General features: G+C 74.6%; 22 protein-coding genes and 1 pseudogene. 10 read left to right on the forward strand and 13 right to left on the reverse strand.

The genetic code is table 11. The features are described from left to right. Positions 1-11: 11 nt before the first annotated feature. The 3 genes from ACZ402_RS12220 to ACZ402_RS12230 all read left to right on the forward strand — a co-directional run bounded on the left by ACZ402_RS12220 (position 12) and on the right by ACZ402_RS12230 (position 1,722). Positions 12-638, forward strand: a complete 627-nt coding sequence (locus ACZ402_RS12220; RefSeq protein ID WP_375825323.1) for a DinB family protein — start codon at positions 12-14, stop codon at positions 636-638. Between the two features lie 49 nt (positions 639-687). Then, a complete protein-coding gene (locus ACZ402_RS12225) occupies positions 688-1,386 on the forward strand; it encodes a DsbA family oxidoreductase (RefSeq protein WP_375825325.1) in 699 nt (232 codons plus the stop codon). Between the two features lie 156 nt (positions 1,387-1,542). Continuing rightward, the gene (locus ACZ402_RS12230; RefSeq protein WP_375825327.1) at positions 1,543-1,722 is read left to right on the forward strand and encodes a hypothetical protein; all 180 of its coding nucleotides are present in this window, start codon (positions 1,543-1,545) and stop codon (positions 1,720-1,722) included. Positions 1,723-1,798: 76 nt separating this feature from the next. Here ACZ402_RS12230 and ACZ402_RS12235 read toward each other — a convergent pair whose 3' ends face one another. After that, positions 1,799-2,809: a DNA-3-methyladenine glycosylase family protein gene (locus tag ACZ402_RS12235; RefSeq protein WP_375825329.1), complete on the reverse strand. Its 1,011-nt coding sequence runs from the start codon at positions 2,807-2,809 to the stop codon at positions 1,799-1,801. Positions 2,810-2,929: 120 nt separating this feature from the next. After that, entirely contained in the window at positions 2,930-3,526 is a 597-nt protein-coding gene (locus ACZ402_RS12240) for a ribonuclease H family protein (protein WP_087470100.1), read from the reverse strand. 194 nt (positions 3,527-3,720) lie between these two features. Here ACZ402_RS12240 and ACZ402_RS12245 point away from each other — a divergent pair, with 194 nt between their 5' ends. Further along, a complete protein-coding gene (locus ACZ402_RS12245; RefSeq protein WP_375825330.1) occupies positions 3,721-4,446 on the forward strand; it encodes a DedA family protein in 726 nt (241 codons plus the stop codon). Positions 4,447-4,536: 90 nt separating this feature from the next. Here the strand turns inward: ACZ402_RS12245 and ACZ402_RS12250 are convergent, their stop codons facing one another. Further along, positions 4,537-4,917 (reverse strand): FKBP-type peptidyl-prolyl cis-trans isomerase, encoded by a 381-nt coding sequence (locus ACZ402_RS12250; RefSeq protein ID WP_087470098.1) that lies wholly within the window; start codon positions 4,915-4,917, stop codon positions 4,537-4,539. Positions 4,918-5,054: 137 nt separating this feature from the next. Between ACZ402_RS12250 and ACZ402_RS12255 the strand changes: the two genes are divergently transcribed. From ACZ402_RS12255 to ACZ402_RS12265, 3 genes are all read left to right on the forward strand, one after another. Then, positions 5,055-6,209, forward strand: coding sequence for a VIT1/CCC1 transporter family protein (locus tag ACZ402_RS12255; protein WP_375825332.1), 1,155 nt, complete (start codon positions 5,055-5,057; stop codon positions 6,207-6,209). A 105-nt stretch (positions 6,210-6,314) separates the two neighbouring features. Continuing rightward, on the forward strand, positions 6,315-7,454 hold the full coding sequence (locus ACZ402_RS12260; RefSeq protein WP_375825333.1) for a hypothetical protein: 1,140 nt from the start codon (positions 6,315-6,317) through the stop codon (positions 7,452-7,454). Positions 7,455-7,540: 86 nt separating this feature from the next. After that, positions 7,541-9,019 carry a hypothetical protein gene (locus ACZ402_RS12265; RefSeq protein WP_375825334.1) on the forward strand — a complete coding sequence of 493 codons (1,479 nt, stop codon included), beginning with the start codon at positions 7,541-7,543 and terminating at the stop codon, positions 9,017-9,019. 65 nt (positions 9,020-9,084) lie between these two features. Here ACZ402_RS12265 and ACZ402_RS12270 read toward each other — a convergent pair whose 3' ends face one another. Both ACZ402_RS12270 and ACZ402_RS12275 read right to left on the reverse strand, forming a co-directional pair. Further along, positions 9,085-10,467: a GntP family permease gene (locus ACZ402_RS12270; RefSeq protein ID WP_375825335.1), complete on the reverse strand. Its 1,383-nt coding sequence runs from the start codon at positions 10,465-10,467 to the stop codon at positions 9,085-9,087. Positions 10,468-10,518: 51 nt separating this feature from the next. Then, positions 10,519-11,094 (reverse strand): gluconokinase, encoded by a 576-nt coding sequence (locus ACZ402_RS12275; protein WP_375825337.1) that lies wholly within the window; start codon positions 11,092-11,094, stop codon positions 10,519-10,521. A 162-nt stretch (positions 11,095-11,256) separates the two neighbouring features. Here ACZ402_RS12275 and ACZ402_RS12280 point away from each other — a divergent pair, with 162 nt between their 5' ends. Both ACZ402_RS12280 and ACZ402_RS12285 read left to right on the forward strand, forming a co-directional pair. Beyond that, entirely contained in the window at positions 11,257-11,958 is a 702-nt protein-coding gene (locus ACZ402_RS12280) for a FadR/GntR family transcriptional regulator (RefSeq protein WP_375825338.1), read from the forward strand. Between the two features lie 21 nt (positions 11,959-11,979). Next, a pseudogene (locus tag ACZ402_RS12285) lies at positions 11,980-12,207 on the forward strand (MFS transporter); the annotation flags it as partial. A 73-nt stretch (positions 12,208-12,280) separates the two neighbouring features. Here the strand turns inward: ACZ402_RS12285 and ACZ402_RS12290 are convergent. Genes ACZ402_RS12290 through ACZ402_RS12300 form a run of 3 tightly spaced genes read right to left on the reverse strand, consistent with a single transcriptional unit; the run spans position 12,281 to position 15,823 of the window. Next, positions 12,281-14,503, reverse strand: a complete 2,223-nt coding sequence (locus ACZ402_RS12290; RefSeq protein ID WP_375825339.1) for an ABC transporter permease — start codon at positions 14,501-14,503, stop codon at positions 12,281-12,283. Between the two features lie 25 nt (positions 14,504-14,528). After that, the gene (modA, locus tag ACZ402_RS12295) at positions 14,529-15,422 is read right to left on the reverse strand and encodes a molybdate ABC transporter substrate-binding protein (RefSeq protein WP_375825341.1); all 894 of its coding nucleotides are present in this window, start codon (positions 15,420-15,422) and stop codon (positions 14,529-14,531) included. Further along, positions 15,419-15,823, reverse strand: coding sequence for a TOBE domain-containing protein (locus ACZ402_RS12300; protein WP_375825343.1), 405 nt, complete (start codon positions 15,821-15,823; stop codon positions 15,419-15,421). Before ACZ402_RS12300 ends, modA begins: the two co-directional genes overlap by 4 nt. 183 nt (positions 15,824-16,006) lie before the next feature. Here ACZ402_RS12300 and ACZ402_RS12305 point away from each other — a divergent pair, with 183 nt between their 5' ends. Beyond that, positions 16,007-16,495 (forward strand): GNAT family N-acetyltransferase, encoded by a 489-nt coding sequence (locus ACZ402_RS12305; protein WP_375825345.1) that lies wholly within the window; start codon positions 16,007-16,009, stop codon positions 16,493-16,495. A gap of 191 nt (positions 16,496-16,686) precedes the next feature. Here the strand turns inward: ACZ402_RS12305 and ACZ402_RS12310 are convergent, their stop codons facing one another. The 5 genes from ACZ402_RS12310 to ACZ402_RS12330 all read right to left on the reverse strand — a co-directional run bounded on the left by ACZ402_RS12310 (position 16,687) and on the right by ACZ402_RS12330 (position 24,841). Then, positions 16,687-17,253: a DoxX family protein gene (locus ACZ402_RS12310; protein ID WP_375825346.1), complete on the reverse strand. Its 567-nt coding sequence runs from the start codon at positions 17,251-17,253 to the stop codon at positions 16,687-16,689. Positions 17,254-17,438: 185 nt separating this feature from the next. Further along, the gene (gene narI, locus ACZ402_RS12315) at positions 17,439-18,197 is read right to left on the reverse strand and encodes a respiratory nitrate reductase subunit gamma (protein WP_375825348.1); all 759 of its coding nucleotides are present in this window, start codon (positions 18,195-18,197) and stop codon (positions 17,439-17,441) included. Then, positions 18,194-18,949: a nitrate reductase molybdenum cofactor assembly chaperone gene (gene narJ, locus ACZ402_RS12320; protein WP_375825350.1), complete on the reverse strand. Its 756-nt coding sequence runs from the start codon at positions 18,947-18,949 to the stop codon at positions 18,194-18,196. Before narJ ends, narI begins: the two co-directional genes overlap by 4 nt. Continuing rightward, positions 18,946-20,805 carry a nitrate reductase subunit beta gene (narH, locus tag ACZ402_RS12325; protein WP_375825352.1) on the reverse strand — a complete coding sequence of 620 codons (1,860 nt, stop codon included), beginning with the start codon at positions 20,803-20,805 and terminating at the stop codon, positions 18,946-18,948. Before narH ends, narJ begins: the two co-directional genes overlap by 4 nt. Before the next feature lie 85 nt (positions 20,806-20,890). Beyond that, positions 20,891-24,841 carry a nitrate reductase subunit alpha gene (locus ACZ402_RS12330; RefSeq protein ID WP_375825353.1) on the reverse strand — a complete coding sequence of 1,317 codons (3,951 nt, stop codon included), beginning with the start codon at positions 24,839-24,841 and terminating at the stop codon, positions 20,891-20,893. Positions 24,842-25,077 lie beyond the last annotated feature (236 nt).

A 25,077-nucleotide genomic window follows, 5' to 3' on the forward strand; every position in this document is an offset into this window, starting at 1 on the left:
AGGGGAGCGAGATGGTGCACGAGACGTCGGACGGGGAGATCGCGTACGGGAGCCCCGAGTTCGACTGGACGATCCTCACGGTCCCGACGACGCTCGCGGTCGTGCGCGGCCAGCTCGGGTTCTCGTGGCTCGAGGTCTCGGAACGGCTCGCGACGCTGACCCAGGCGGAGCTCGAGTGGGAGCCGGGGCCGGACGCGCTGCGCGTCGTGCGTCGTGGCACCGAGCGTACGTCGCGCACGCTCGGGGTCGGCGACTGGGTGATGGAGTGGCCCGACGGGCCGGACTCGCCGCAGCCGCGGACGATCGCGTGGCTCGTCGCGCACCTCACCGAGGCGTTCTTCGAGCGGTGGGAGTGGACGTTCGGGCCGCACGAGCGCCGCCGCGACGCGGTGACGTTCTCGGGCGAGGTGGGACCGGCGGTCGCGGGCCTGCGGCACGAGGTGGACCGGTGGCGGGCCGGGGTCGACGCCCTGCCGGACGAGGGGGCGTTCACGGTCGGGCTCAGCCAGGCGACAGAGATCGACGCGCAGGCGCCGTTCGTCCACCTCGTCGCGCACATGAACCGCGAGCTGATCCACCATGGCGCGGAGATCATGGTGCTGCAGGACCTCTACCGTGCGGCGAACGTCACGCCGTGAGGTCGGCCGGGAGGGAATCGTGCGGTCCTCCAGATGGTTGAACGGTCACATGACGACGAACAGCCCCGCCGCGCCGGACGCGTCGGCCCCCACGGTGAAGATCGACATCTGGTCCGACGTCGCGTGCCCCTGGTGCTACGTCGGCAAGCGGCGCCTCGAGACGGCGCTCGGTCGGCTCGCCGAGGCCGGCGACGGCCCGCAGGTCGACATCGAGTACCACTCGTTCGAGCTGGCGCCGGACACGCCCGTCGACTTCGACGGCACCGAGGTGGACTTCCTCGCCGGGCACAAGGGCATGCCGCGCGCGCAGGTCGAGCAGATGCTCGGGCAGATGACCCAGCTCGCCGCCGCCGAGGGCCTGGCCTACGACTTCGACGCGCTCCAGCACACCAAGACGCTCACCGCCCACGAGCTGCTGCACCACGCGAAGGCGCACGGCAAGCAGGTCGAGATGAAGGAGCGCCTCCTCAAGGCGTACTTCGAGGAGGGCCGCCACGTGGGTCGCGTCCAGGAGCTCGCGGACCTCGCGGCGGAGGTCGGTCTCGACCGCGCCGAGGTCGTCGCGGCTCTGGAGGACGGCCGCTACGCCGACGACGTGCAGGCGGACATCGAGCAGGCGCGCGCCTACGGGATCAACGGGGTGCCGTTCTTCGTCGTCGACGGCCGGTACGGCGTCTCGGGTGCCCAGGACCCGGCGGTCTTCGTCCAGGTGCTGCAGCAGGCCGTCGCGGAGCGCGACGCCGCCTGAGTTATCCGCTCTGCGAGATCAGGTACGGAGAGCGACGTATCTCACACCCCAGTGCGGTGGACCTGCGACTCGGTATCACCGAGACTGGGACGCAGCCCGCACCGACGCCGGCTCCACACGTGCACCGGCGCCCGTGATCCCACGAGGAGGCCTCAGATGACCGACACCACGACGAACCTCTACCACTCCATCGCGAACCCGCGCCGCACCACGCTCATGAGCGTGAGCGCCGCGGACGCGGCCGCACCGCACCGCGAGACCGCACCCACGCTCACGCTCGTGGGTGCGGACGACGCCGCGGTCTGCGTCGACGGGGTGTGCGCGCTCCCCGAGTAACCCGTGAGGGCAGGAGAGAGTCGCCGGAACGCCACGTTCCGGCGACTCTTTCCTGTCTCAGGGAGGCCCGTGGCCGTCAGTTCGGGCGGTGGTCCTGGATCGAGAGACGCGGGCCGCGCCGCGGGGCCTGCGCCCTCCCGGAGAGCTCCAGGAGCCGGACGACGCGGTAGCGGTGCGGGGAGTACGGCGCGAGGAGCTCGAGCATGCGCTCGTCGTCGACGCGCTCGCCGACGAGGGCCCAGCCGACCGCCTTGGCGAGGTGGTAGTCGCCCACGGACACGGCGTCGGCGTCGCCGAGCGCGCGCTGCGCCACCTCGGCGGCGGTCCACACGCCCACGCCCGGGACGGCCTGGAGCCGGGCGTGCGCGGCGGCGGCGCCCTGCGCGTCGAGCAGCGCGCCGCACTCCTCGAGACGGCGGGCGACGCGCGCGGCCGCGACGACGGTCCGTGCGCGGCCCGGGTCGACGTTCGCCCGGTGCCAGTCCCACGACGGGACGCGAGCCCACGTGGCGGCGTCGGGCACGACGAGCATCCCGGCGTCACCCGCGGGACCGGGTGCGCGCTCGCCGTACCGGCGCAGGAGCCAGCCCCACGACCGCCACGCGGCGACCGTCTGGACGCGCTGCTCGAGGATCGCGGGGACGAGCGCCTCCAGCACGCGACCGGTGCGGGGGATGCGCAGCCCGGTGGCGCGGCGGTGCGCGTCGCGCAGGGGCGCGGGCGGGACGAAGCCGGTGTCGTCGTCGTGCTCGCCCAGCAGGTGGGGGAGGGCGTCGAGCGCCTCCTGGGCGCCCGGTCCCCAGGCGTGCCCGACGACGTCGCGCGGCCCGGTCTGGGCGAGGCGGCAGGTCGCAGGACCGCCGGGCATCCGGGTCGTGCGCCAGACGTCGCCGGCCGGCGTGCGGCGGAACGTCGGGTCGTACGGCCCCCGGGAGAGCCGGGCGAGCGTGAGGTGCAGGTCGAGGGGACGCTCCGACCGGAGGCGCCGGACGAGCAGCTCACCGTCCACGTGGTGCGCGACCGCGCCCGGAGGGTCGCCGACCGCGTGCTCGGCGGGCCCGGGGCCCGTGCGCGGCAGGACGGTCACCGGACCATCGTCGCACCCGCCGCCGACGGCCGAGCTCGACGTTGCGCGGCGTCGAGCACGACGTTGATGGCGTTATCCGCTCGATAACGACACCAAGGTCGTGTTCGGCGGGTGGGGGCGTCAGTCGAACAGGGTGTCCATGTCCCACGCAGGCTCCGAGGTCGGCTGTCTCGGTGCCGGGGCGTGCGAGGCGGCGGTCGGGACGGGCGCGGTGGCCGGCGCACGGCCGACCGGTCGCGTGGGGTCGCCGAGCTCGGGCACGAGCGTGCCGTCGAGATCACCCCGGCCGGCGGCCCAGTCCTGGGCGGCGAGGCCCGCGAGCTGGTCGGCGCGCTCGTTGAACGGGTCGCCGACGTGGCCGCGCACCCAGCGGAACCGGACCGGCCCCGCGCGCTCGGTGATGACCCGGTCGATCGCCTGGACGAGCTCGAGGTTCTTCACCGGCTGCCCGCCCGCGGTGCGCCACCCCTTGCGTTTCCAGGCGACGACCCACTCGGACGCGCACTTGATGGCGTACTGCGAGTCGGACTCGATGAGCAGCGGCTCCGCCCCGGGGTGCGCACGGACCGCCTGGAGCAGCGCGGTCAGCTCGGCGACCTGGTTGGTCCCGCTCACGGCGCCGCCGGAGTCGAACGTGCCGTCGTGGTTGATCCACGCCCACCCGATGGCGCCGCCCGGGTTGCTCAGGCACGAGCCGTCGGTGCTGACAGTGATCACAGCGCTCCTCGATCACGGACGTCCCCGCCCGCCGGCTGCGGCGCGGGGAGGCGAATGCGTCGAGCCACATTGTCCCCCGGACCGGAGGGTCGCCGGACCACGTGTCCGCGGTCTGCCCGGTCGGGGTCGCCTCAGGGGAGAACCGGGGGGATACCCCATGGTGCCGGACGGCCGCGCGGTCGAGGCTGGGACGCATGGTCGCGTGGGTCGTGGAGCTGTGGGGACAGGTCGAGGCGTGGCTGCTCGCGCTCGTCGACTCGGTGTGGGCGCTGCCGACGCTGTTCGCGACGACCGCGGGGGACGGGTTCTTCCCGCCGATCCCCGGCGAGACCGTGATCGTCATGCTCGCCGTCGGAGCGCAGTCCGGCGGTGGCGTCGCCTGGGGGCTCGTCCTGCTCGTCGCGGCGCTCGGCGCCTGGTGCGGCGACCAGCTCGCCTACGCGCTCGGCCGGGCGGTCGGCACGCGCGCGCTGCCGGTGCTGCGCGGCCCGCGCGGTCAGCGCGCCGTCGCGTGGGCGACCCGCTCCCTCGACCGGCGCGGCGCGTCCGTCGTCCTGGGCGCGCGGTTCGTCCCCGTCGGGCGGACGGCGGTCAACGTGACCGCGGGGGCCGTGGGCTTCTCGCGCCGCCGCTTCATGGCGCTCTCCGCCGTCGCGTCGGTCGTGTGGGCCACCTACTCGGTCCTCATCGGCACGCTCGCCGCCGCCTGGGTCGGCGACAGCCCGCTCCTCGCCGTCGTGGTGGGCGTCGTCGGCGGGATCCTCCTCGGTGTCCTCGTCGACACCGTGGTCCGCCTGCGGACGGCTCGCCGGGAGCGGGACACCGCTCCGGTGCCGGGACCCGTCGCGAGCACGGCGTCCGGCGCGCTCGCCCCGGAGACGGACGCGGCGCTGGTCACGTGCCCCGGCTCCGCGCGGTAGGACCTGGTCGCACGACGGCGACGCCCGGGAGGGCAGACAGCGAGAGGGCCCCGGTCGACGACCGGGGCCCTCTCGCGCGTCAGTGGTCGGTCAGGACACGCCGAGCAGGTCGATGACGAAGATCAGCGTCTTGCCGGACAGGCGGTGGCCGCCGCCCGCGGGGCCGTAGGCGAGCTCCGGCGGCACGACGAGCTTGCGCCGCCCGCCGACCTTCATCCCGGGGATGCCCTGCTGCCAGCCGGCGATGAGGCTGCGCAGCGGGAAGTTGATCGACTGCCCGCGGTTCCACGAGGCGTCGAACTCCTCGCCCGTCTCGTACTCGACGCCGAGGTAGTGCACGTTCACGGTCGCACCCGGCGTCGCCTCGGGGCCGTCACCGACGGTGATGTCCTCGACGACGAGCTCCGTCGGGGCGGGGCCCTCCGGCGCGTCGACCTCGGGGCGGGACAGCTCGTTCTCTCCAGTGGTCATGGCTCGATCCAACCACGACGACGGACGACGGGCGGGCCTGAGGTTGGGGACGCCCGGAACACCGGTCGGGGGGACCCCCGGCCCCGCGTTCGGCCGCGCGCAACACGGCGCGGCCGAAGATCGCCATCATGGAGGGCATGTCCTCTACGCCTGAGCCGCACACCGGACTGCCCGCCGACACCCCGCGCGGGGTGACGCCGGGCGGGGACCAGGCGGCCGTCGTCGGGCACCGACCGACGCCGCAGGAGGTCCGGCGGTGGCGCCGGTTCCTCGCCGACGAGCGCGCGGAGGCCGCGGTCTACCGGGACCTCGCGAGCCGTCGCAGCGGGGAGGAGCGCGACATCCTGCTGGCGCTCGCGGACGCGGAGGGGCGGCACGAGCAGCACTGGCTCGACCTGCTCGGCGACGACGTCGGCAAGCCCCTGCGCGGCGACTGGCGCACCCGGACGCTCGGCTGGCTCGCGCGCCGCTTCGGCGGCGTGTTCGTGCTCGCGCTCGCCCAGCGCGCCGAGGCGCGCTCGACGTACGAGACCGACGCCGACGCCACGCCGAGGATGGCCGCCGACGAGCGGATCCACGAGGAGGTCGTGCGCGGGCTCGCGACGCGCGGGCGCAACCGCATGTCGGGCACCTTCCGGGCTGCGGTGTTCGGCGCGAACGACGGGCTCGTCTCCAACCTCGCGCTGATCCTCGGCATCGGGGCGTCCGGGGCGTCGAACAGCACCGTCCTCCTCTCGGGGCTCGCGGGCCTGCTCGCGGGCGCGCTGTCGATGGGTGCGGGGGAGTACGTGTCGGTGCGGTCGCAGCGCGAGCTGCTCGACGCCTCGACGCCCAGCCCGCAGGCGTCCGCGGCGCTGCCCGACCTCGACGTCGACGCGAACGAGCTCGCGCTGGTCTACCGCGCGCGCGGCATGGCGCCGGTCGAGGCCGAGGCGCACGCCGCCGACGTCCTCGCGACGTACACGCAGCAGACCGTGATCGCCCCACCGCCCAGCGCGGACGAGCACGAGACGCACGGCACGGCCATGGGGGCGGCGGTGTCGTCGTTCCTGTTCTTCGCGTCCGGCGCGCTCATCCCGGTGCTGCCCTACCTCTTCGGTCTCACGGGGTTCGTCGCCGTGGGTGTCGCGGCGCTCCTCGTGGGGATCGCGCTCCTGGCGACCGGTGCGACGGTCGGCCTGCTCTCGGGGACCTCGCCGCTCACGCGGGCGCTGCGGCAGATCGGCATCGGCTTCGGGGCCGCGGCGGCGACCTACCTGCTCGGCCTGGTGTTCGGGGCGACCGTCGGGTGAAATCGGACGCTCCGGTGGTGAGCGTCACCGGCGCATGCCTACCGTGACCCCGGACGGGCCTGCCGGCCCGCCTCTTCGCCGCACCGACGACCTACGGGGCGCACGATGGACGCGACGCACGACGCGCAGGGCAGGCGCGCACCAGCCGCCCGCCGCTGGCTCGTGCGCGCGCTCGTGGCCGGCGGCAGTCTCGGTGCGGGCCTCGCGTTCGCCGTCGTGACCGCGGGCGGCGCGTCCGCCGCGGACGACCCGCTCGGCCTCGGCAAGGTCCTGTCGCCCGTGACCTCGACGGTCCAGAGCGTCGTCGACCCGGTCGTGCAGGACGTCGTCCAGCCCGTCGTGCGCGACGTCGTCGCCCCCGTCGTCCAGCCGGTCGCCCCGGTCGTCGAGAAGGTCGTGACCCCGGCGGCACCCGTGGTCGAGGAGGTCGTGCGACCCGTCGCCCCGGTGGTCGAGCAGGTCGTCGAGCCGGTCGCTCCCGTGGTCGAGCAGGTCGTCGCGCCCGTGGCGCCCGTCGTGCAGCCCGTGACCGACGTCGTCGCCCCGGTGACCACGCCGGCCCTCGACGCGGTCGTGCCGGCCGCGACGCCCGTCGTCGAGGCGGTCGCCCCCGTGGTGAACCCCGTCCTCGGGGCGGTGTCGCCCGCGCTCGACCCGGTGACGCCCGTCCTGGACGCGCTCACCCCGGTGCTCGACGTCCTGGCGCCGGTCACCGACCCGGTCCTCGGCCCGGTGAGCGGGCCGCTCACCCCGCTCGACCCGCTCGCGCCCGTGCTCCCCGAGGCACCTGCCCCCGGTCCGGAGGCTCCGGGCCCGGCCGGCCCGTCGATGCCCGGCACCGGCACGACCGCGGCCGAGCCCGCCGTACCGGGGGTGCCGCTGCCGGCGGGCGGCGAGCTGCCGCCCGTGCCCCCTCCTGGTGCGGATCGTGCGGGCCCGACGGCGCCCGATGCCCCGCCCCCGGGCGCGCGCGGCGGGGTTCCCCTCGCCCCGCTCGACGCTCCGCCCGGCACCGCCGTGCCCGCAGGCGGCGCGACACCCTTCGGTGGCACGCCGTCGGACGGCGGGCTCGGCACCGCGCCCGCGCCCTCCGGCAGCGCCCAGCGCGCCGGGTCCGGCGGCGACCTCGCCGCCCTCGACCACGGTGCCGCCGCCCCCGCGCTCTCGTCCTGGACCGCCGTCGTCGACGACGCGCGGTCGAAGCACCCCTCGACGTTCTTCGAGGTCCCCGTCTCTCCTGCCTGACGTGGCTCGCGTCGCGCCCCGAGCGCGGCAGACGCGACCCGGCGCCGTCGTGCGCCAGCCACTTCTGAGCAGGAGAGAGAACGATCATGCACACCTTCGTTCGGCGCGCGCTGCGCACAGCGCTCGTCACAGGCGGCCTCGTGGTCGTCGGGGCCGGAGCGGCCCACGCAGCCGAGGGCGACCTCCTCGGCGACCTCGGGCTGGACGTCTCGGTCGAGGCTCCGCTGAGCCAGGTGACCGAGGCCCTTCCCGACGTGTCGGTGGACGTGCCCGTGAACGTCCCCGTCACGGTGACCGGCGTCGCGGTGGGTGCCCTCGGGGACGCCACGGCATCCTCGGCGCCCGCACCGGCTCCCGCCCCGGTCCCCGATCCCGAGCCCGCCCCGGCCGGCCCGGCGGACGTCGAGCTCGACGTGCCCGTCACGATCCCGGTGGACGTCTCGGGCGTCGCCGTCGGCGTCCTCGGCGACGCCGCGGTGGCTCCGGCTCCGGCTCCGGAGGCCGCGCCCGCCCCGGCACCTGCCCCCGAGCCCGCTCCGGCGGACCCGGCGGACGTGGCCGTCGACGTGCCGGTGACGGTCCCCGTGGACGTGTCCGGCGTCGCGGTGGGCGTCCTGGGTGACGCGACCGTCACGCCGGCTCCGGCGGCTCCGGCTGACGGCACGGACGACGGCGCGGCCGGCTCCGGCTCCGGCGTCGACGTCGACGTGCCCGTGACCGTGCCGGTGGACGTGTCCGGTGTCGCGGTCGGCGTCGGCGGCGACGCGACGGTCGGCGGTGCCACTGCCGGGGAGGGCCCCGGTGACGGGACCGGTTCTGGCGACGCCGACGGCACGGGTCTCCTGGACGGGGTGCTGGGCGACGGCGGTCTGGTGGACGACCTGCTCGGCGACGGCCTCCTGGGCGGCGACGTGCTCGGCGGGGACGACGGGCTCCTCGACGAGGTGCTGGGTGAGGACGGCCTGGTGGACGACCTGCTCGGCGGTGCGTCGGGCGACGGGCTGCTGGACGGCGTGCTCGGGGACGACGGTCTGCTGGGCGACGGGCTCCTCGACGGCGGCCTGCTCGGGGAGGACGGCGTCCTCGGGGCGCTGCCCGACCTCGACGTCGGCCTGCCGGTGACGGTCCCCGTGACCGTCTGCGGCGTGGGCGTCGGCCTGCTGGGTGACGCCTCCGCCGCGTGCCCGACGGCCGCCGTCGTGCCGACGGACCCGACGGACCCGACGGACCCGACGGACCCGACGGACCCGACCGACCCGACGGACCCGACCGACCCGACGAACCCCGCTGACCCGGGATCGACGGACGGCACGGACGGCACGGTGGTCCGTGTGCTCCACCCGATCGGCACCGGTGCGGGCGCCGTGGCCGTGACGGCCACCGGGACGACCGTCGCGGCGTCGGGTCCGACGGCCCTGGCCACGACCGGTGCGGGTGGCGACCTCGGCCTGCTCGTGATGGCGGGGCTGCTCACGCTCCTCGGTCTGACGCTCCAGCGCTTCCGCCGGAAGTCCTGGCTCGCGGACCGCGACGCCTACACCCCGGTCTTCACCGACCGGAGCTGACGTCCACGACGTCGAGGACCGCCCGGGCGCCGTGCCCGGGCGGTCCTCGCGGTGCTCGCCGCGCGCTACGCGACGGCGAAGACGAGCGCCGCGATGGCGAAGCCCATGACACCGATGGCGGTCTCCATGACCGTCCAGGTGCGGAGCGTCGTCTTGACGTCCATGTCGAAGAACCGGCCGACCAGCCAGAACCCGGAGTCGTTCACATGACTGAGCACCACGGAGCCCGCCGCCACGGACACGACGACCGCGGCGAGCTCGACCGCGTTGAAGCCGCCCGCCTCCACGGCGGGGGCGATGAGCCCGGCGGCGGTCGTCAGCGCGACGGTCGCGGACCCCTGCGCGACGCGCAGGATCGCCGCGATGAGGAACCCGGCCACGATCACGGGCAGCCCCAGGTCGCCGAGCACGTCGGCGAGCGCGTCGCCGATGCCGGTCGCGCGCAGCACGCCCCCGAACATGCCGCCCGCCCCGGTGATGAGGATGACCGAGCAGACCGGGCCGAGCGCGGAGTCGAGGGTCTTCTCCAGCGCCGTCCCGGAAACGCCCCGTCGACGACCGAGCACCCAGGCCGCGACGAGCACCGTGATGAGCAGCGCGACCGGCGTCGCGCCGATGGCGCGCAGGGTCTGCACGGCCGGGTTCTCGGCGTCGACGGTCCCGGCGGCGCGCAGCGCGTCGAGCCCGGTGTTGGCGAAGATCAGCACGAGCGGGAGCAGGAGGATCGCGACGACGGTGCCGAACTTCGGCGGGTTCTCGAGCTGGTCCTCGTCGGCCTCGCCGAGGATCGCGGGGATGGGTAGCTCGACGCGACGCCCGACGTAGCGCCCGAACAGGTAGCTCGTGACGTACCAGGTGGGGATCGCGACGACGAGCCCGAGGAGGATGACGATGCCGACGTTCGCGCCGAGGAACTCGGTCGCGGCGACCGGGCCGGGGTGCGGCGGCACGTAGATGTGCATGACGGAGAAGGCGCCCGCCACGGGCAGCCCGTAGAGCAGGAGGGACCCGCCCAGCCGGCGGCCCACGGAGAACACGATGGGCAGCATGACGACGAGGCCGGCGTCGAAGAAGATCGGGAAGCCGAAGATGAGCGACGCGAGGCCGAGGGCGAACGGCGCGCGCTTCTCGCCGAACTTCCCGATGAGGAAGTCGGCCATGACCTTCGCGCCGCCGCTCGTCTCGACGAGCCTGCCCAGCATCGCGCCGAGCCCGACGAGCAGGGCGACGGTCGCGAGCGTCGTGCCGAAGCCCGCGGTGAGCACCTCGACGACCGAGCCCGTCGGGATGCCCGCCACGACGGCGGTGAGCAGGCTGACGAGGATGAGCGCCACGAAGGCGTGCAGCTTGAGCTTGATGATGAGGAACAGCAGGAGCGCGATCGCGCCCGCGGCGATCGCGAGCAGCGGTCCGGCGGTCAGGGTCTGTGTCCAGTCCTCAGGGGGCATGGGTGTGTCTCCGTCGACGGTCGTGGTCGGTGGGTCGGGTCGGGCGCGCGCTCAGCGGGCGCCGGGCGCGCTGCTCAGCCGCGTGCGCGCGAGAATCTCGTCCACGATCTGCTCGGGCGTGGAGGCGACGTCGAGCGTGAAGCCGGGCTCGTCGTCGTCCAGGGGCTCGAGCGTGGCGAGCTGGGAGGGCAGGAGCGACGTGGGCATGAAGTGGCCGCTGCGGTGCGCCATGCGCTCCGCGAGGAGCTCGGGGCTGCCGTCGAGGTGGACGAAGCAGACGCGGCCGCGCGCGGTGCGCAGCAGGTCGCGGTAGGAGCGCCTGAGCGCGGAGCAGGTCACGACGCCGGAGCGACCGGCGTCCGCCTCGGCGCTCAGCCAGTCACGGATCGCCTCGAGCCACGGCCACCGGTCCTCGTCGGTGAGCGGCGTCCCGGCGCTCATCTTCGCGATGTTGGCCTCGGGGTGGAACTGGTCGGCCTCGGCGTACTCGGTGCCGAGGTGGCGGGCGAGCAGCGTCGCGACGGTGGTCTTGCCCGAGCCGGCGACGCCCATCACGACGAGGTGCTGAGGCTGGGAGGTGCTCCCGGCGTCGTCGGGCCGGTCGGTGGTGCTGACGTCCGTGTCCATGTGTCGACTTCCGTGTCGGGCGGGGCGTCCGGGCGGGTCGGCGCCGTGCCGGCCGCTCCCGGGCGACGACCGTCGTGGTCGTCGCTGGCGTCCACTGTGGGCTATTGGTAGCACCTTTGGCAAGTGATTGATAGCACCATTCGGCGCCACTAGGCTGCGAGCATGGCGACGACGGTCCTGCACACCACCGTGCTCGACTCCCTGGGTCGTCGCATCACCAGCGGCGACGTCCCGGCAGGCACGCCGCTCACGCTCGAGTCGATCGGGTCGGAGTTCGGCGTCTCGCGCACCGTCGCGCGCGAGGTCATGCGGCTCCTCGAAGGACTCGGCCTCGTGCGGTCCAGGCGACGTGTCGGGCTCGTCGTCCTCGGCATCGACGAGTGGAACGTGCTCGACCCGCGCGTCATCCGCTGGCGCCTCGAGGGCCCGGGCCGCGACCCCCAGCTCCGCACGCTCACCGAGCTGCGCCACGCCGTCGAGCCGCTCGCGGCCGCGGGGGCGGCGGTCCACGCGACCGACGACGAGCGCGCCGAGCTCGTCGCGGCCGCCACACGCATGCGGATGCTCGGCGAGGCGGGCGACCTCGAGGAGTTCCTCGCGCTCGACGTGCGCTTCCACGAGCTCCTGCTGCGCGCGAGCGGCAACGAGATGTTCGGCGCGCTCGCGGGGGTCGTCGCCGCGGTGCTCAGCGGACGGACGCACCTGGGGCTCATGCCCGCGTCCCCTGTGCCCGAGGCGCTGGACCAGCACGAGGCCGTCGCGCGCGCCGTCGCGGACGGCGACCCGCGCGCCGCCGAGGCGGCGATGGCGGCGATCGTCGGCGAGGTCCGCGCCGCGCTCGGCGGGGTCGACCGGCAGGCCTGACCCGGCGCGCGCCCCTGCCACGCGTTCAACGTCGGCAACGCGCTCGGCGCCTGGATCGGCGGTCTGACCATCGCCGCCGGGCTCGGCTTCACGTCGCCCCTGTGGGCGGGCGCCGCGATGACGGCCGTCGGGCTCGTCGTCCTGCTCGTCGCGGTCCGTGCTCGCGGCGGCGAGTGGTCGCGAGCCGTGCGGCCCGCCCCGCACGACACGGCGCCCGCCCCCGCGCCGGAGGCACCAGCCGCCGTCTGACACCCGCGGCGCCGAACCCGGGGTCCTCCCTCACGACCGGCGCGTCGTGGGGAACGACCCCGGGTTCGGCGTGTCAGTGGGGGTGGATTCGCACCTCGGCCGCCTTGACCACGAACCAGACGCGCTCGCCCGGGGTCAGGCGCAGCTCGGCGACGGCGCGCGGCGTGAGGTCCGCGGCGAGGTGCGGGGCGTCGTGCCCGACGGCGGTCGTCGTCACCGCGGCCTGGTCGCCCCGGTCCTCGCCCGCCACGCGACCCCACACGCGCAGCAGCGGCCCGTGCGGCTCCACGCTCGTCACGACGACCCGGTACGCGTTGCGGGGACTGCCCTCGGGCGTCGCCCGGTGGACGGCGACCGTGCGCGGCTCGAACACCGCGACGGCCCCGGTCCCGACCGCGAGCGGTTCGTCCGCCGTCCCGCGCACGCGGACCTCCGCTCCGTCGACGGCGACCGTCACCTCGCGTGCTGCGGCCGGCCCTGCCTCGGCCGGGACCAGAGCTGCGTCCGTCCCGCCGGCGCCCGTCCCGCCGGTCTCCGTCCCGCCGGTGTCCGGCCCGCCCTGCTCCGTCCCGAGGCTCCCCACCGTGACGGGCTCCGGCACGGCGACGTGGACGACGCTCCCTGCGAGGAGGTTCACGCCCGCGAGGCGGGCCGCGAACCGGGACCGTGGCCGCGTGAGGACCTGGTCCACCGGCCCGTCCTCGACGACGCGGCCGTCCGCCAGCACGACGACGCGGTCGGCCAGCAGCAGCACGTCGAGCAGGTCGTGGGTCACGAGGAGCGTCGTGCGGGGCCGCTCCCGCTGCGCGTGGTGCAGCACCGACCGCACGTGCTGCGCGACGCCGACGTCGAGCGAGGCGAGCGGTTCGTCGAGCAGCAGCACGCGCGGGTCGGTGACGAGCGCCCGGGCGATGGCGACGCGCTGCGCCTGCCCGCCCGAGAGGTCGGTCGCGCGCCGGGGCGCGAGGTCGGCGGCGCCGACGCGCCCGAGCGCGGCCCGGGCCTCGCGCCGGGCGCGGGTGCGCGGCACGCCTCGCGCCCGGAGGCCGAACGCGACGTTGTCCTCGACCGACAGGTTCTCGAACAGCAGCGGTCGCTGGCTCAGCCACGCGAGCCGCCGACGGCGCGGCGCGGCGCGCGTGACGTCGTCGTCCCCGACGGCGACCCGGGCGCCGGGCGCCTCCCCGGGCGGGAGGAGCCCTGCCACGACCTGCACGAGCGTCGACTTGCCCGCCCCGTTCGCGCCGAGCACCGCGACGACCTCGCCCGGCGCGAGCGCGAGGTCCACGTCGAGCCCGCGGTCGGGGACGACGGCGCGCACGGCGAGCGCGGCGGCCGCCACGTGGGGGCGTGGGGTCGGGTCCGCGGCGGGCGCCGACGCCGGGTCGGTGCCGCTCCGGGGCGAGACGTCCTCCCGGACGACCCGGTCGCCGTCGGGCAGGGCGCCCGACCCGCGGGCCGCCCGGCCGTCGCGCCGCGGGCGGGCCGTCCGGGTGTCCGGGCCGCCGAGCACGCGCGGACCGTGGACGGCGGCCGTGATGAGCACCGCGACCACCACGAGCACGAACGACAGCGCGACGGCGGCGTCCGGGTCGGCGCTGCGCTGGAGGTAGATCTCCAGCGGCAGGGTCTGCGTGACGCCCTGGAGCGCGCCCGCGAACGTGATGGTCGCGCCGAACTCGCCGAGCGCCCGCGCGAACGCGAGCACCGCGCCCGACAGCAGCCCCGGCAGGACGCGGGGGAGGGTCACGCGGCGCAGCACCGTCGTGGGGCCGGCGCCGAGCGTCGCGGCGACGTCCTCGAGGCGCGTGTCCTGCGTGCGCAGCGCGCCCTCGAGGCTCAGGACGAGGAACGGGAGGGCGACGAACGTCTGCGCGATGACGACGGCCGTCGTGGTGAACGCGATCTCGATCCCCAGCACCTCGAGGTGCTGGCCGATCAGCCCGCGGCGACCGAACGTGTGGAGCAGCGCGATGCCGCCGACCACGGGCGGCAGGACGAGCGGGAGCAGCACGAGGGCGCGCGCGACGCGCTGCCCGGGGAACGTCGTGCGCGCGAGGACGAGCGCCATGGGCGTGCCGAGCAGCACGCAGCACAGCGTCGCGACGAGCGCGGTGCGCAGGGACAGCCCGAGCGCGTCGACCGCGGCCGGGGATGTGACGAGGGCCCAGAGGCCGCCGGTCCCGTCCGCCGCCGGCGTCAGCTCGACGCGCGCGACCATCGCCACCACGGGGACGACGACGAACAGCGCGCCGAGCAGCGCCGGGGCGAGGACCCAGCGGGGGAGCCCGCGCATCAGGGCCTGCGGGACGGTGCGGTCGTCACGGCGCCGCCGCGTCCGGGGCGCCGAAGCCCGCCGCGGCGAGCGCGGCCTGCCCGGCGTCGCCGGTCACCAGGTCGATCCAGGCGTGCGCGAGCGCGACCTGCTCGGGGCCGGCCCCCTCGGCCGCCGCGACGAGCGCGATCGGGTAGACGTTGAGCGCGGCGTCGGTCTCGGGCACGTCGACCACGTCGACGTCGTCGCCCGCGAGGGTCGCGTCCGTGACGTACACGAGCCCGGCGTCGGCCTCGCCCGACGTCACCTTGGCGAGGACGTCCGTGACGCTGGCCTCCTCGCTCACGCGGTGGATGGTGACGCCCGCGGCCTCGGCGACCGTGTCGGTCGCGCCGCCGCACGGGACCTCCGGCGCGCAGACGACGACCTTGACGTCCTCGCGCGCGAGGTCGGCGAACGTCTCGACGCCGGCGGGGCTCCCGGGCGGGGTGACGATCGTCAGCGTGTTCGTCGCGAACGCGACCGGGTCGGACGCGTCGCCCGCGTCGACGACCCGGGTCATGGTGCGCTCGTCCGCGGAGGCGAAGACGTCGGCCGGCGCCCCGGCGAGGATCTGGTCGCCCAGGTCGGACGACCCGGCGAACGACAGCGCCACGGTGACGCCCTCGTGCTTGGCCTCGAAGCCGTCGGCGAGGTCGGTGAACACGTCGCGCAGCGACGCCGCGGCGAGGACCGTGAGCGTGCGCTCCTCGGCCGGCGTGCTCGCGGCGTCCGTGGCGCCGCCCGACGGCGAGGCGTCGTCCCCGGCGTCCGCGCCGGTGCCGCACGCGGCGAGCGCGGCGACGAGGGCCGCCGTCCCGAGCGCGGCGAGGGCTCCTCGGGCGCGGCGGCGCGAGGTTGTCGTGCGGGTGGTCGTGCGGGGGCGTGCGGACGTGCTCACGCGGTTCCTCCAGGGGTCTCGACGATGACGGTCGTCGCCTTGACGACCGCGACGGCCAGGCTTCCGGGCTCGAGGCGCAGCTCGCGCACGGCCTCGGTGCTCATGAGCGAGACCACGCGCTGGCCCCCGCAGAGCATCTCGACCTGGGACATCACGGTGTCGCTCACGACGTCCGTCACGATCCCGACGAACCGGTTGCGCGCCGAGCGCGCGACGCCGGACGGGTCGGGCGTCGGGTGCGACTGCGCGACGGCGAAGCGCGCGAGCTCCGCGCCCTCGACGACCTTGCGCCCGGCGTCGTCGACGCTCGCGGCGAGGTCGCCGGCGTCGACCCAGCGGCGGACGGTGTCGTCGCTGACCCCGAGCAGGCTTGCGGCCTCGCGGATCCGAAAATGCGGCATGATGGCGACGATAGACCCGTACCTGCGGAGTGTCACGCCGCGGGACCGTGGGAAACCCCGCGCGACGACGTCACGCGCCGGAGTACGCGCCGACTGGTGCACGTGCGCTCGAAGGACGCACCTGGACGTGCGCCGCTCGTACGCCCGTGCATCGCTCGACCGGTGGTGTGGCAGGCTCGGCGGGTGAACGAGACGACGACCCGGGCGGACGTGCGCGTCGCCGTCGAGGGTCCGACGGCCGAGGACGTGCTGGCGCTGCTGCAGGAGCACCTGGACGAGATGCACGCGACGTCGCCGCCGGAGAGCGTGCACGCGCTGGACGTGGAGCGGCTGCGCGCGTCGGACATCACGTTCGTCACCGCGCGATCCGCGGACGGCGGCCTCCTCGGGTGCGGCGCGCTCAAGCAGCACGACGCGACGCTGGGCGAGCTCAAGTCCATGCGCACGACGGCGGCCGCGCGGGGTCGGGGCGTCGCGGCCACGGTCCTCGCGCACCTGCTCGACGTCGCGCGCGACCGTGGCCTCGACCGCGTGAGCCTGGAGACGGGTACGGAGGACTACTTTGCCCCTGCGCGTCGCCTCTACGCGCGCCACGGGTTCGTGCCGTGCGCGCCGTTCGCCGACTACACGGACGACCCGAACAGCGTGTACCTGACGCTCGCGCTCGCCTGACGGAGCCGCGACCGCCTTCCGCCGAGGTAGAACCTCCGGGCGTGAGATAGAGCTCGCCGCGTTCTACGTCGCGGCCGGAGGCTCTACCTCACGACGGCGTGGTCGGTGCCCCGACAGACAGGACCCCGTGACCGGTGCCGGTCACGGGGTCCTGTGCGTCGGGTCGGGGAAGGCGTGGGAGCGCCTGGGTGTCATGCGTCGAGCTTCAGCCGGGCACCGAGGGCGACGGCCGCCACGACGGCAGCGCCGGCGACCAGCACGAGGTCCTTGAGCACGTACTGGCCCAGGAGGGTCATGCCGTGGCCGAACAGCTCGCCGGCGAAGAGCACGATCGGCGACAGGATGCCGGCCATCGCGACGGCGAGGGCGACCAGCCCGGCCCGCAGGAGGCGGCCCGTGAGGAGGGTCAGGCCGATGAACGTCTCGAGGACCGCGGTGAAGAGCACCGCCGCGGTCCCGCCGACGAGGCCGAACGTGAGCGTCTCGACGGTCCGCGCCGCGATCGACTCCGCCGGGCTCGCGCCGGGGAAGAACTTCAGGACGCCGAACCCGAGGAACACGAGGCCGAGGGCGACGCGCAGCGCGGGGACGGACCAGCGCGTGAGGAAGCGCGCGGTGGCGGCGACGGCGGCGTCGACGCGGCCGGCCAGCCGCGCGGGCAGGACGGCGACGCGGCGACGGGCGACGGGCGTGGTCGAGGACGCTGACGGGCGGACGACGCGGGGACGACCGGCGGTCGTCGGGGCGGTGGTGGACATGCTCGAACCTCTTCCGGGTGACGGTCACGGTCGGGGTGACCGCCCCTGGAAGGAGGGCGTGCCGGCGCGTCCCGTGGTCACCGTCGTCGCGTTTTCACCCGGTGGCGCTCGGCGGGTCCTGCACGCGACGAGGTGGTTTCTCGCCGCTGACCTGGCGCTTCCTGGTCCGGCGACGGCGCCGGGGTTCACCGCCCGCGCGGGCGCTCCGAGGGGTCCCAGCCCGGCCGCGGGGCGCGCGCGGCGACCGACGCGTCGCGCGACCGGTACACGACGTACGGGCGGAACAGGTAGGGCGCGGGCGCGGAGAACGCGTGCACGAGCCGCGTGAACGGCCACAGGATGAAGAGCAGGTTGGCGGCGACGATGTGGAGCTGGAAGGCCGCGGGCACGCCTTCCATGAGCGCGGGCTGCGGCTGCAGGTACCAGAGCGACCGGAACCAGGGGGAGATCGTCTCCCGGTAGTCGTACCCGTGGCCGCCGGCGAGGAGCTGCGTCTGCACGGTCGCCCACGACCCGAGCAGGATCGACGCCGCGAGGAACACGTACATGGTCTTGTCCATGCGCGTCGTCGCGCGGAAGACGGGACCGGTGGTGCGGCGCCGGTAGATGAGGATGAGCAGCCCGGCGACGAGCGCGACGGCCGCGATCGACCCCATGTACGTGGCGACGAAGTGGTAGGCGACCTCCTTGATGCCCACCGCCTCCGTCCACGACTTGGGGATGACGAGGCCCATGAGGTGCCCGAGGATCACGAACAGCAGCCCGAAGTGGAAGAGCGGGGAGCCGAGCCGCAGGAGCCGCTTCTCGTAGAGCTCGCTGGACCGCGTGGTCCAGCCGAACTTGTCGTACCGGTACCGCCAGACCGACCCCACGACGAACACCGCGAACGTCACGTACGGGAAGACGACCCACAGCAGGATCTCGCCCGTGCTCACCCCGCTCATCGCACCGCACCTCCGGTCCGGCCGGCCCCGGCGCCGTACGGCTCCAGCGCGAACGGCTCCATCCCCACGAGCTCGGCGGGCGGTCCCGCCGTCACGAGCTCGACGTACCGCTGCTGCGTGCGCTCGTCGAGCGGCGGGAGCGTGAGGCACACCGCCTCGACCAGCCCGGTCCACGGGCTCGCCATGCTCTCGAGCGCGGTGCGCAGCACCTCGATCCCGTCGCGGTGCGAGGCGAGCAGCCCCGCCGCGATCGTCGCGTCGTCGCCCTCGGTGCGGGCGGAGAACTCGAGCACGGTCGGCAGGTAGTCGGGCAGCTCCGAGCCCGTGACCTCCCAGCCCGCGGCCCGGTACGCCTCGACGAACGCGACGAGCGCCGTCCCGCGCCGCCGGGTGTCGCCCGCGGCGTAGTACGACAGGTACATCGAGCACTTGCGCTTGAGGTCGAACGTCGCGACGTAGCGGGCCTGGAGCTCGCGCAGGCCCTGCGCGTCCGCGGACGCCGGCAGCACGTCGCAGAACGCGTCGAGGCGCTCGCGGACCGGTGCGGGCAGCCCGGGCGTCGACGCCCGGACGGCCACGGCCGCGTCGAGCACGTCCGCGTCGGGGTAGGCGAGCAGCACGGACGCGGCCATGTGGGCCGTGCGGCGCTGGGTGCCCGACGCCGAGACGGGGGCCAGGTGGTCGGGCTGCGGCCCGCGAGGTCGCGCCCCGGGGCGCAGCGCCGGGGTCGGGAGCAGGGAGCGCGTCCTCATCGGGTGCCTCCGTCGGGCCCGACGCCGGGCCCGTCCTCCTGTGCCGGGTTGCCCGCCGGTCCGCCGACCGGCCCACCGGGCGCCGACGGGCCGGGGATCGTGTCGTGCCGCGCGTCCTGCCGACCCCCGGGCAGCGAGCCGGGCCCCCCGGGGACGACGCCGCCGGTCCCCGTGCCCGCGCCGGTCCCGCCGGTCGTCGCGTCCTCGCCCGGCGGGAAGAGCCCGGGCGGGCGGCCGTTGCCGTCCCAGTTGAGGAGGTTCACACGGCCGGGCGTCGAGGGCCCGTACGGGGAGTCCGCCGTCTGGCGCGACTGGAGGACGTGGAAGTTCTCGACCGCGACGGGCACCGGGCTCCCGGACGTCTCGCCGAACGGCCCGCCGCCGGTCAGGCCCATGCCGCCCATCCCCGGGCCGCCGTCGTAGTCGAGGGAACATGACAGCTCGTCGAGCTCGCGGGCGATCTCGGTGTGGGCGGTGGGGATGACGTAGCGGTCTTCGTACTTCGCGATCGCGAGGAGGCGGTACATGTCCTGGACCTGTTGCCCGGTCATGCCGACGGCGGCCGCGGTCTCTTCGTTGGCGTCGTGGCCGAGGTTGATGTCGCGCATGTAGGAGCGCATGGCGGCCAGGCGGCGCAGGACCTTCTCGACGGGGGCGGTGTCGCCCGCGGTGAAGAGGCCGGCGAGGTATTCCAGGGGGATGCGTAGCTTCGAGATGGCGGCGAACAGGGTGCGTCCGTCCTCGCCGTCGTTGCCGGAGGCGGTCACGACGTCGACGACGGGGGACAGGGGTGGGATGTACCAGACCATGGGCAGGGTGCGGTACTCCGGGTGCAGGGGCAGGGCGACCTCGTACCGGGTGATGAGGTCCCAGATGGGCGAACGCTGGGCGGCGGTGATCCAGTCCTCGGGGATCCCCTCGGCGCGCGCGGCGGCGATGACGTCGGGGTCGTTCGGGTCGAGGAAGACGGCGCGCTGGGAGGCCAGGAGCTCGTGCTCGTCCTCCACCGACGCGGCCTGGGTGACCTTGTCGGCGTCGTACAGGACGAGGCCGAGGTAGCGCAGGCGTCCCACGCACGTCTCGGAGCACACGGTGGGCAGGCCGACCTCGATGCGGGGGTAGCACAGGGTGCATTTCTCGGCCTTGCCGGTCTTGTGGTTGAAGTAGACCTTCTTGTAGGGGCAGCCGGTGACGCACATGCGCCAACCCCGGCACTGGTCCTGGTCCACGAGCACGATGCCGTCCTCGGCGCGCTTGTACATGGCGCCCGACGGGCAGGACGCGACGCAGGCGGGGTTGAGGCAGTGCTCGCAGATGCGGGGCAGGTAGAACATGAACGTCTTGTCGAGCTCGGTCGCGACGTGCTCGGACATGTGCTGCAGGACCGGGTCGTCGGCCATGGTGGTGGTGGACCCGGCGAGGTCGTCGTCCCAGTTCGCCGACCAGGAGATGTTCATGTCCTTGCCCGTGAGCAGCGACTTCGGCCTGGCGACGGGGGTGTGGGCGCCCTGGGGGGCCGAGAGCAGCATGTCGTACTCATACGTCCACGGTTCGTAGTAGTCGTGGATCGAGGGCAGGACGGGGTTGGAGAAGATCGTGGCGAGCTTCTTCAACCGGCCCCCGGCGCGCAGCTTGAGCTTGCCCTTCTTGGTCCGCACCCACCCGCCCTGCCAGCGGTCCTGGTCCTGGTAGGTGCGGGGGTAGCCCAGGCCGGGGCGGGTCTCGACGTTGTTGAACCACACGTACTCGACCCCGGTGCGGTTGGTCCAGGCCTGCTTGCACGTGACCGAGCACGTGTGACACCCGATGCACTTGTCCAGGTTCATCACCATCGACATCTGCGCCATCACCCGCACGACGCCACCCCCTCCCACGCCGACGACTGCCTGCCCGCCGCCGGGCCCCGCGCTGTTCCGGTCCGGGTCACGAGTGTCACGAGCGTCACGAGTACCGCACCTCCTGGCTGCGTCGGCGGATGACGGTCATCTCGTCGCGCTGGTTCCCCGTGGGTCCCAGGTAGTTGAACGCGTAGGAGAGCTGGGCGTAGCCGCCCGCGAGGTGCGTCGGCTTGAGCAGGATGCGCGTGAGCGAGTTGTGGATGCCGCCACGGAGCCCGGACGTCTCCGCGAGCGGGACGTCGATCGTGCGGTCCGTCGCGTGGTGCATGTACACGGTGCCCTCGGGCATCCGGTGGCTGACCACCGCCCTCGCCACGACCACGCCGTTGCGGTTGTACGCCTCGATCCACTCGTTGTCCGCGACCCCGATCTTGGCGGCGTCGGCGGGCGACATCCAGACGTTCGGGCCGCCCCGGGACAGGGACAGCATGAAGAGGTTGTCCTGGTACTCCGAGTGGATCGACCACTTGTTGTGCGGCGTGAGGTACCGCACCGCGACCTCGGCATGACCGCCGGAGGCGGGGTAGCCCGACGGCGACGTGTCGCCCACGACCGGCGAGTCGCCGAACAGGCGGTGCATGTCGAGCGGCGGCCGGAAGATCGGCATGTGCTCGCCGAGCTCGATCATCCAGTCGTGGTCGAGGTAGAGGTGCTGGCGCCCCGTGAGCGTGTGCCACGGCTTGAGCCGCTCCACGTTGACGACGAACGCCGAGTACCGGCGGCCCCCGTGCTCGGACCCGGACCACTCGGGAGAGGTGATGACCGGCGTCGGGCGCGACTGCACGTCCGGGAACGTCACGCGCTTGCCCTGCTCGTCGAGCGCGAGGTCCGCGAGCCGGGTGCCCGTGCGCTGCTCGACGTGCTCGAACCCCTGCACCGCGAGCCGGCCGTTCGTCGTGCCCGACAGCGCGAGGATCATCTCGCACGCGTGCGTGTCCCGGTCCAGGCGCGGGCGCCCGGCCGTCGGTCCGTCCTGGACGAGACCGTTGCGGCGGCCGAGGTCGGCGACCTCGGGCGCGGGCGAGAAGTGCACGCCCTTGGTGACCATGCCCGCCTTCTCCGTGAGCGGACCGAGCGACGCCATCCGGGCCGCGAACGCCGGGTAGTCCCGCTCGACCACCACGAGCTTCGGCATCGTCACGCCCGGCACGAGCTCGCGCTCCGTCACGGGCAGGCCCGAGTCGGTGAGCGCGCCGTGCGGGACCGCCATCTCGTCCGGGGTGTCGTGCGCGAGCGGCGCGGCGACGAGGTCCTCCCGGACCCCGAGGTGCGTCACCGCGAGCTCGGACACCTTCCCCGCCAGCGCGTGGAAGATGTCGAAGTCGGTGCGCGTCTGCCACGGCGGGCTGATCGCCGGGTTGAACGAGTGCACGAACGGGTGCATGTCCGTGGAGGACAGGTCGTGCTTCTCGTACCACGTGGCCGCCGGCAGCACGACGTCCGAGAACAGCGTCGTCGACGTCATGCGGAAGTCGAGCGTGACGAGCAGGTCGAGCTTCCCCTGTGGCGCCTCGTCCCGCCAGGTCATCGACCGCGGGCGGCGCTCCGGGCTCGACTCCGCCGCGTTGACCGCGGCGTCGGTCCCGAGCAGGTGCTTGAGGAAGTACTCGTTGCCCTTGCCCGACGACCCGAGGATGTTCGCGCGCCACACCGTCACGACACGCGGGAAGTTCGCCGGGTCGTCCGGGTCCTCGCACGCGAACCGGAGCGTCCCGGCCTTGAGCTCGTCGACCACGTGCTGCGCGGGCTCCTTGCCCGCCGCGCGCGCCTCGTCCACGAGGTCGAGGGGGTTGCGGTCGAACGTCGGGAAGCTCGGCATCCAGCCGCGCTGCGCCGACTCGACGAGCGTGTCCGCCGTGGTGCGACCCGAGAACTGACCCTGCGCGAGCGGCGACGCCAGCGCGTCCGCGGGCAGGCCGTCGTACCGCCACTGGTCCGTCGCGAGGTACCAGAACGCCGTGCCGATCATCTGGCGCGGCGGGCGCGACCAGTCGAGGCCGCCCGCGTACTGCGCCCACCCGGTCACCGGGCGGCACTTCTCCTGCCCCACGTAGTGCGCCCACCCGCCGCCGTTCACGCCCTGGCAGCCGGTGAGCGTCGTCAGCGCGAGCATCGCGCGGTAGATCGTGTCGGAGTGGAACCAGTGGTTGGTGCCCGCACCCATGATGATCATCGAGCGACCGCCCGAGTCCAGCGCGTTCTGCGCGAACTCGCGCCCGATGCGCTCGGCCGCCGCCGCGGGCACCCCCGTGAACCGCTCCTGCCACGCGGGCGTCGCGGGCGACGCGTCGTCGTCGTAGCCCGCGGGCCACTCGCCCGGCAGGCCGAGCTCCGGGCGGTCCACGCCGTACTGCGCGAGCAGCAGGTCCAGCACCGTCGTGACGAGCCGCCCACCGACCCGGCGGGCCGGGACCCCGCGCACGACGACGCCCGCGCCGCCCAGGTGCGCGGCGGCCTCGTCGCCGGGCGCCGGGTCGAGGTCGAACCGCGGCAGCGCGACGGCGACCGTCTCGTACGTGAGATCTGCCGAGGGAGAGCCCTGGTTCCGCGAGGGAGAGCCCTGGTCCGCCGAGGGAGAGCCCTGGTCGGCCGACGGCGGGCGCTCGGCGACGGAGTCGCGGGTCGGGGCCGCCTGGGGCGCGCCCCAGAAGACGCCGTGCGGGTCGGCGACCGAGAGCAGCGGGTCGATGTCGCCGAGGTCGAGGTTCCAGCGACCCGCGTCGGCCTCGCCGTAGCGGTGGCCGAGGCTGCCGTTCGGGACGCGCGGAGTGCCGTCGGCGTCGAGCACGACGGTCTTGAAGCGGGCGTTCGAGGAGGCGGCGTCGTCGTCGCCCGGGCGCCCGACGCCGTCGGGCAGGTCCGCCGCGGTGAGGAACTTCCCCGGGACGTACGTGGCGACCGGCCGGTCGTCGGGGTTCCCGTACCCGTCGCCGTGCTCGTCGAGGACGACGAGGTTCGGGAGGTCGGTGAAGCGCGCCGCGTACTCGGCGAACTGCGGGGTGCGGCGCTGCGCGTAGTGCTCGGTGAGGATGACGTGGCCCATCGCCTGGGCGAGGGCGCCGTCCGTCCCCGGGTGCGGCGCGAGCCACTCGTCGGCGAACTTGGTGTTGTCGGCGTAGTCGGGGGAGACGACGACGACCTTCTGGCCGCGGTAGCGGGCCTCGGTCATGAAGTGGGCGTCCGGCGTGCGGGTGACCGGGACGTTGGAGCCCCACATGATGCAGTAGGTGGAGTTCCACCAGTCGGCGGACTCGGGGACGTCGGTCTGGTCGCCGAACACCTGCGGGGACGCGACCGGGAGGTCGGCGTACCAGTCGTAGAACGAGAGCATCGTGCCGCCGAGCATCTGCACGAACCGGGCCCCGACGCCGTGGGACACCATGGACATCGCGGGGATGGGGGAGAACCCGGCGACGCGGTCGGGTCCGTAGGCCTTGATGGTGTGGACGTGGGCGGCGGCGACGATCTCGGCGGCCTCGTCCCACGACGCGCGCACGAGCCCGCCCTTGCCGCGCGCGGACTTGTAGCGCCGCGCGGTCTCGGGGTCGGTGGTGAGGCGCTCCCAGGCCAGGACGGGGTCGCCGGTGGCGGCGCGGGCGGCGCGGTAGGCGTCCAGGAGGGTGCCGCGGACGTAGGGGTAGCGCACGCGGGTGGGGGAGTAGGTGTACCAGGAGAACGCGGCGCCGCGGGGGCAGCCGCGGGGTTCGTACTCGGGGGAGTCGGGGCCGACGGAGGGGTAGTCGGTCTGCTGGGTCTCCCAGGTGATGATGCCGTCCTTGACGTAGACCTTCCAGGAGCAGGACCCGGTGCAGTTCACGCCGTGGGTGGAGCGCACGACCTTGTCGTGGGACCAGCGGTCGCGGTAGAACACGTCGCCCTGGCGCCCGCCGGTCAGGAACACCTGCCGCAGGTCGTCCGACACCTTCCCGCGCCGCAGGTGCTTGCCGAGCCGCAGCAGCGCGTCCTCGACCGGGCCGTCCGCCGTCGTCGTCATGCCGCGCTCCCGCCGCCGACCGTCGCGGAGGGCCGGGAACTCAGCGGCCGCGAGGGTCCGCGCACCGGCGACGCTGACGGCACGAACACGTACGACATGCGGGCCTCCTGGGGCGAGCAGGGACGGCGGGGGTCGGTCCACAGCCACTATGCCCAGAACGGGCGGATCGCGCGCGCCGAGCGCGCCCCCGTCCGACGCGCCGTCCGACATCCCGCCCGACGCCGCGCCCGGTCCGG

The sequence above is a fragment of the Cellulosimicrobium sp. NPDC030954 genome (assembly GCF_055571305.1).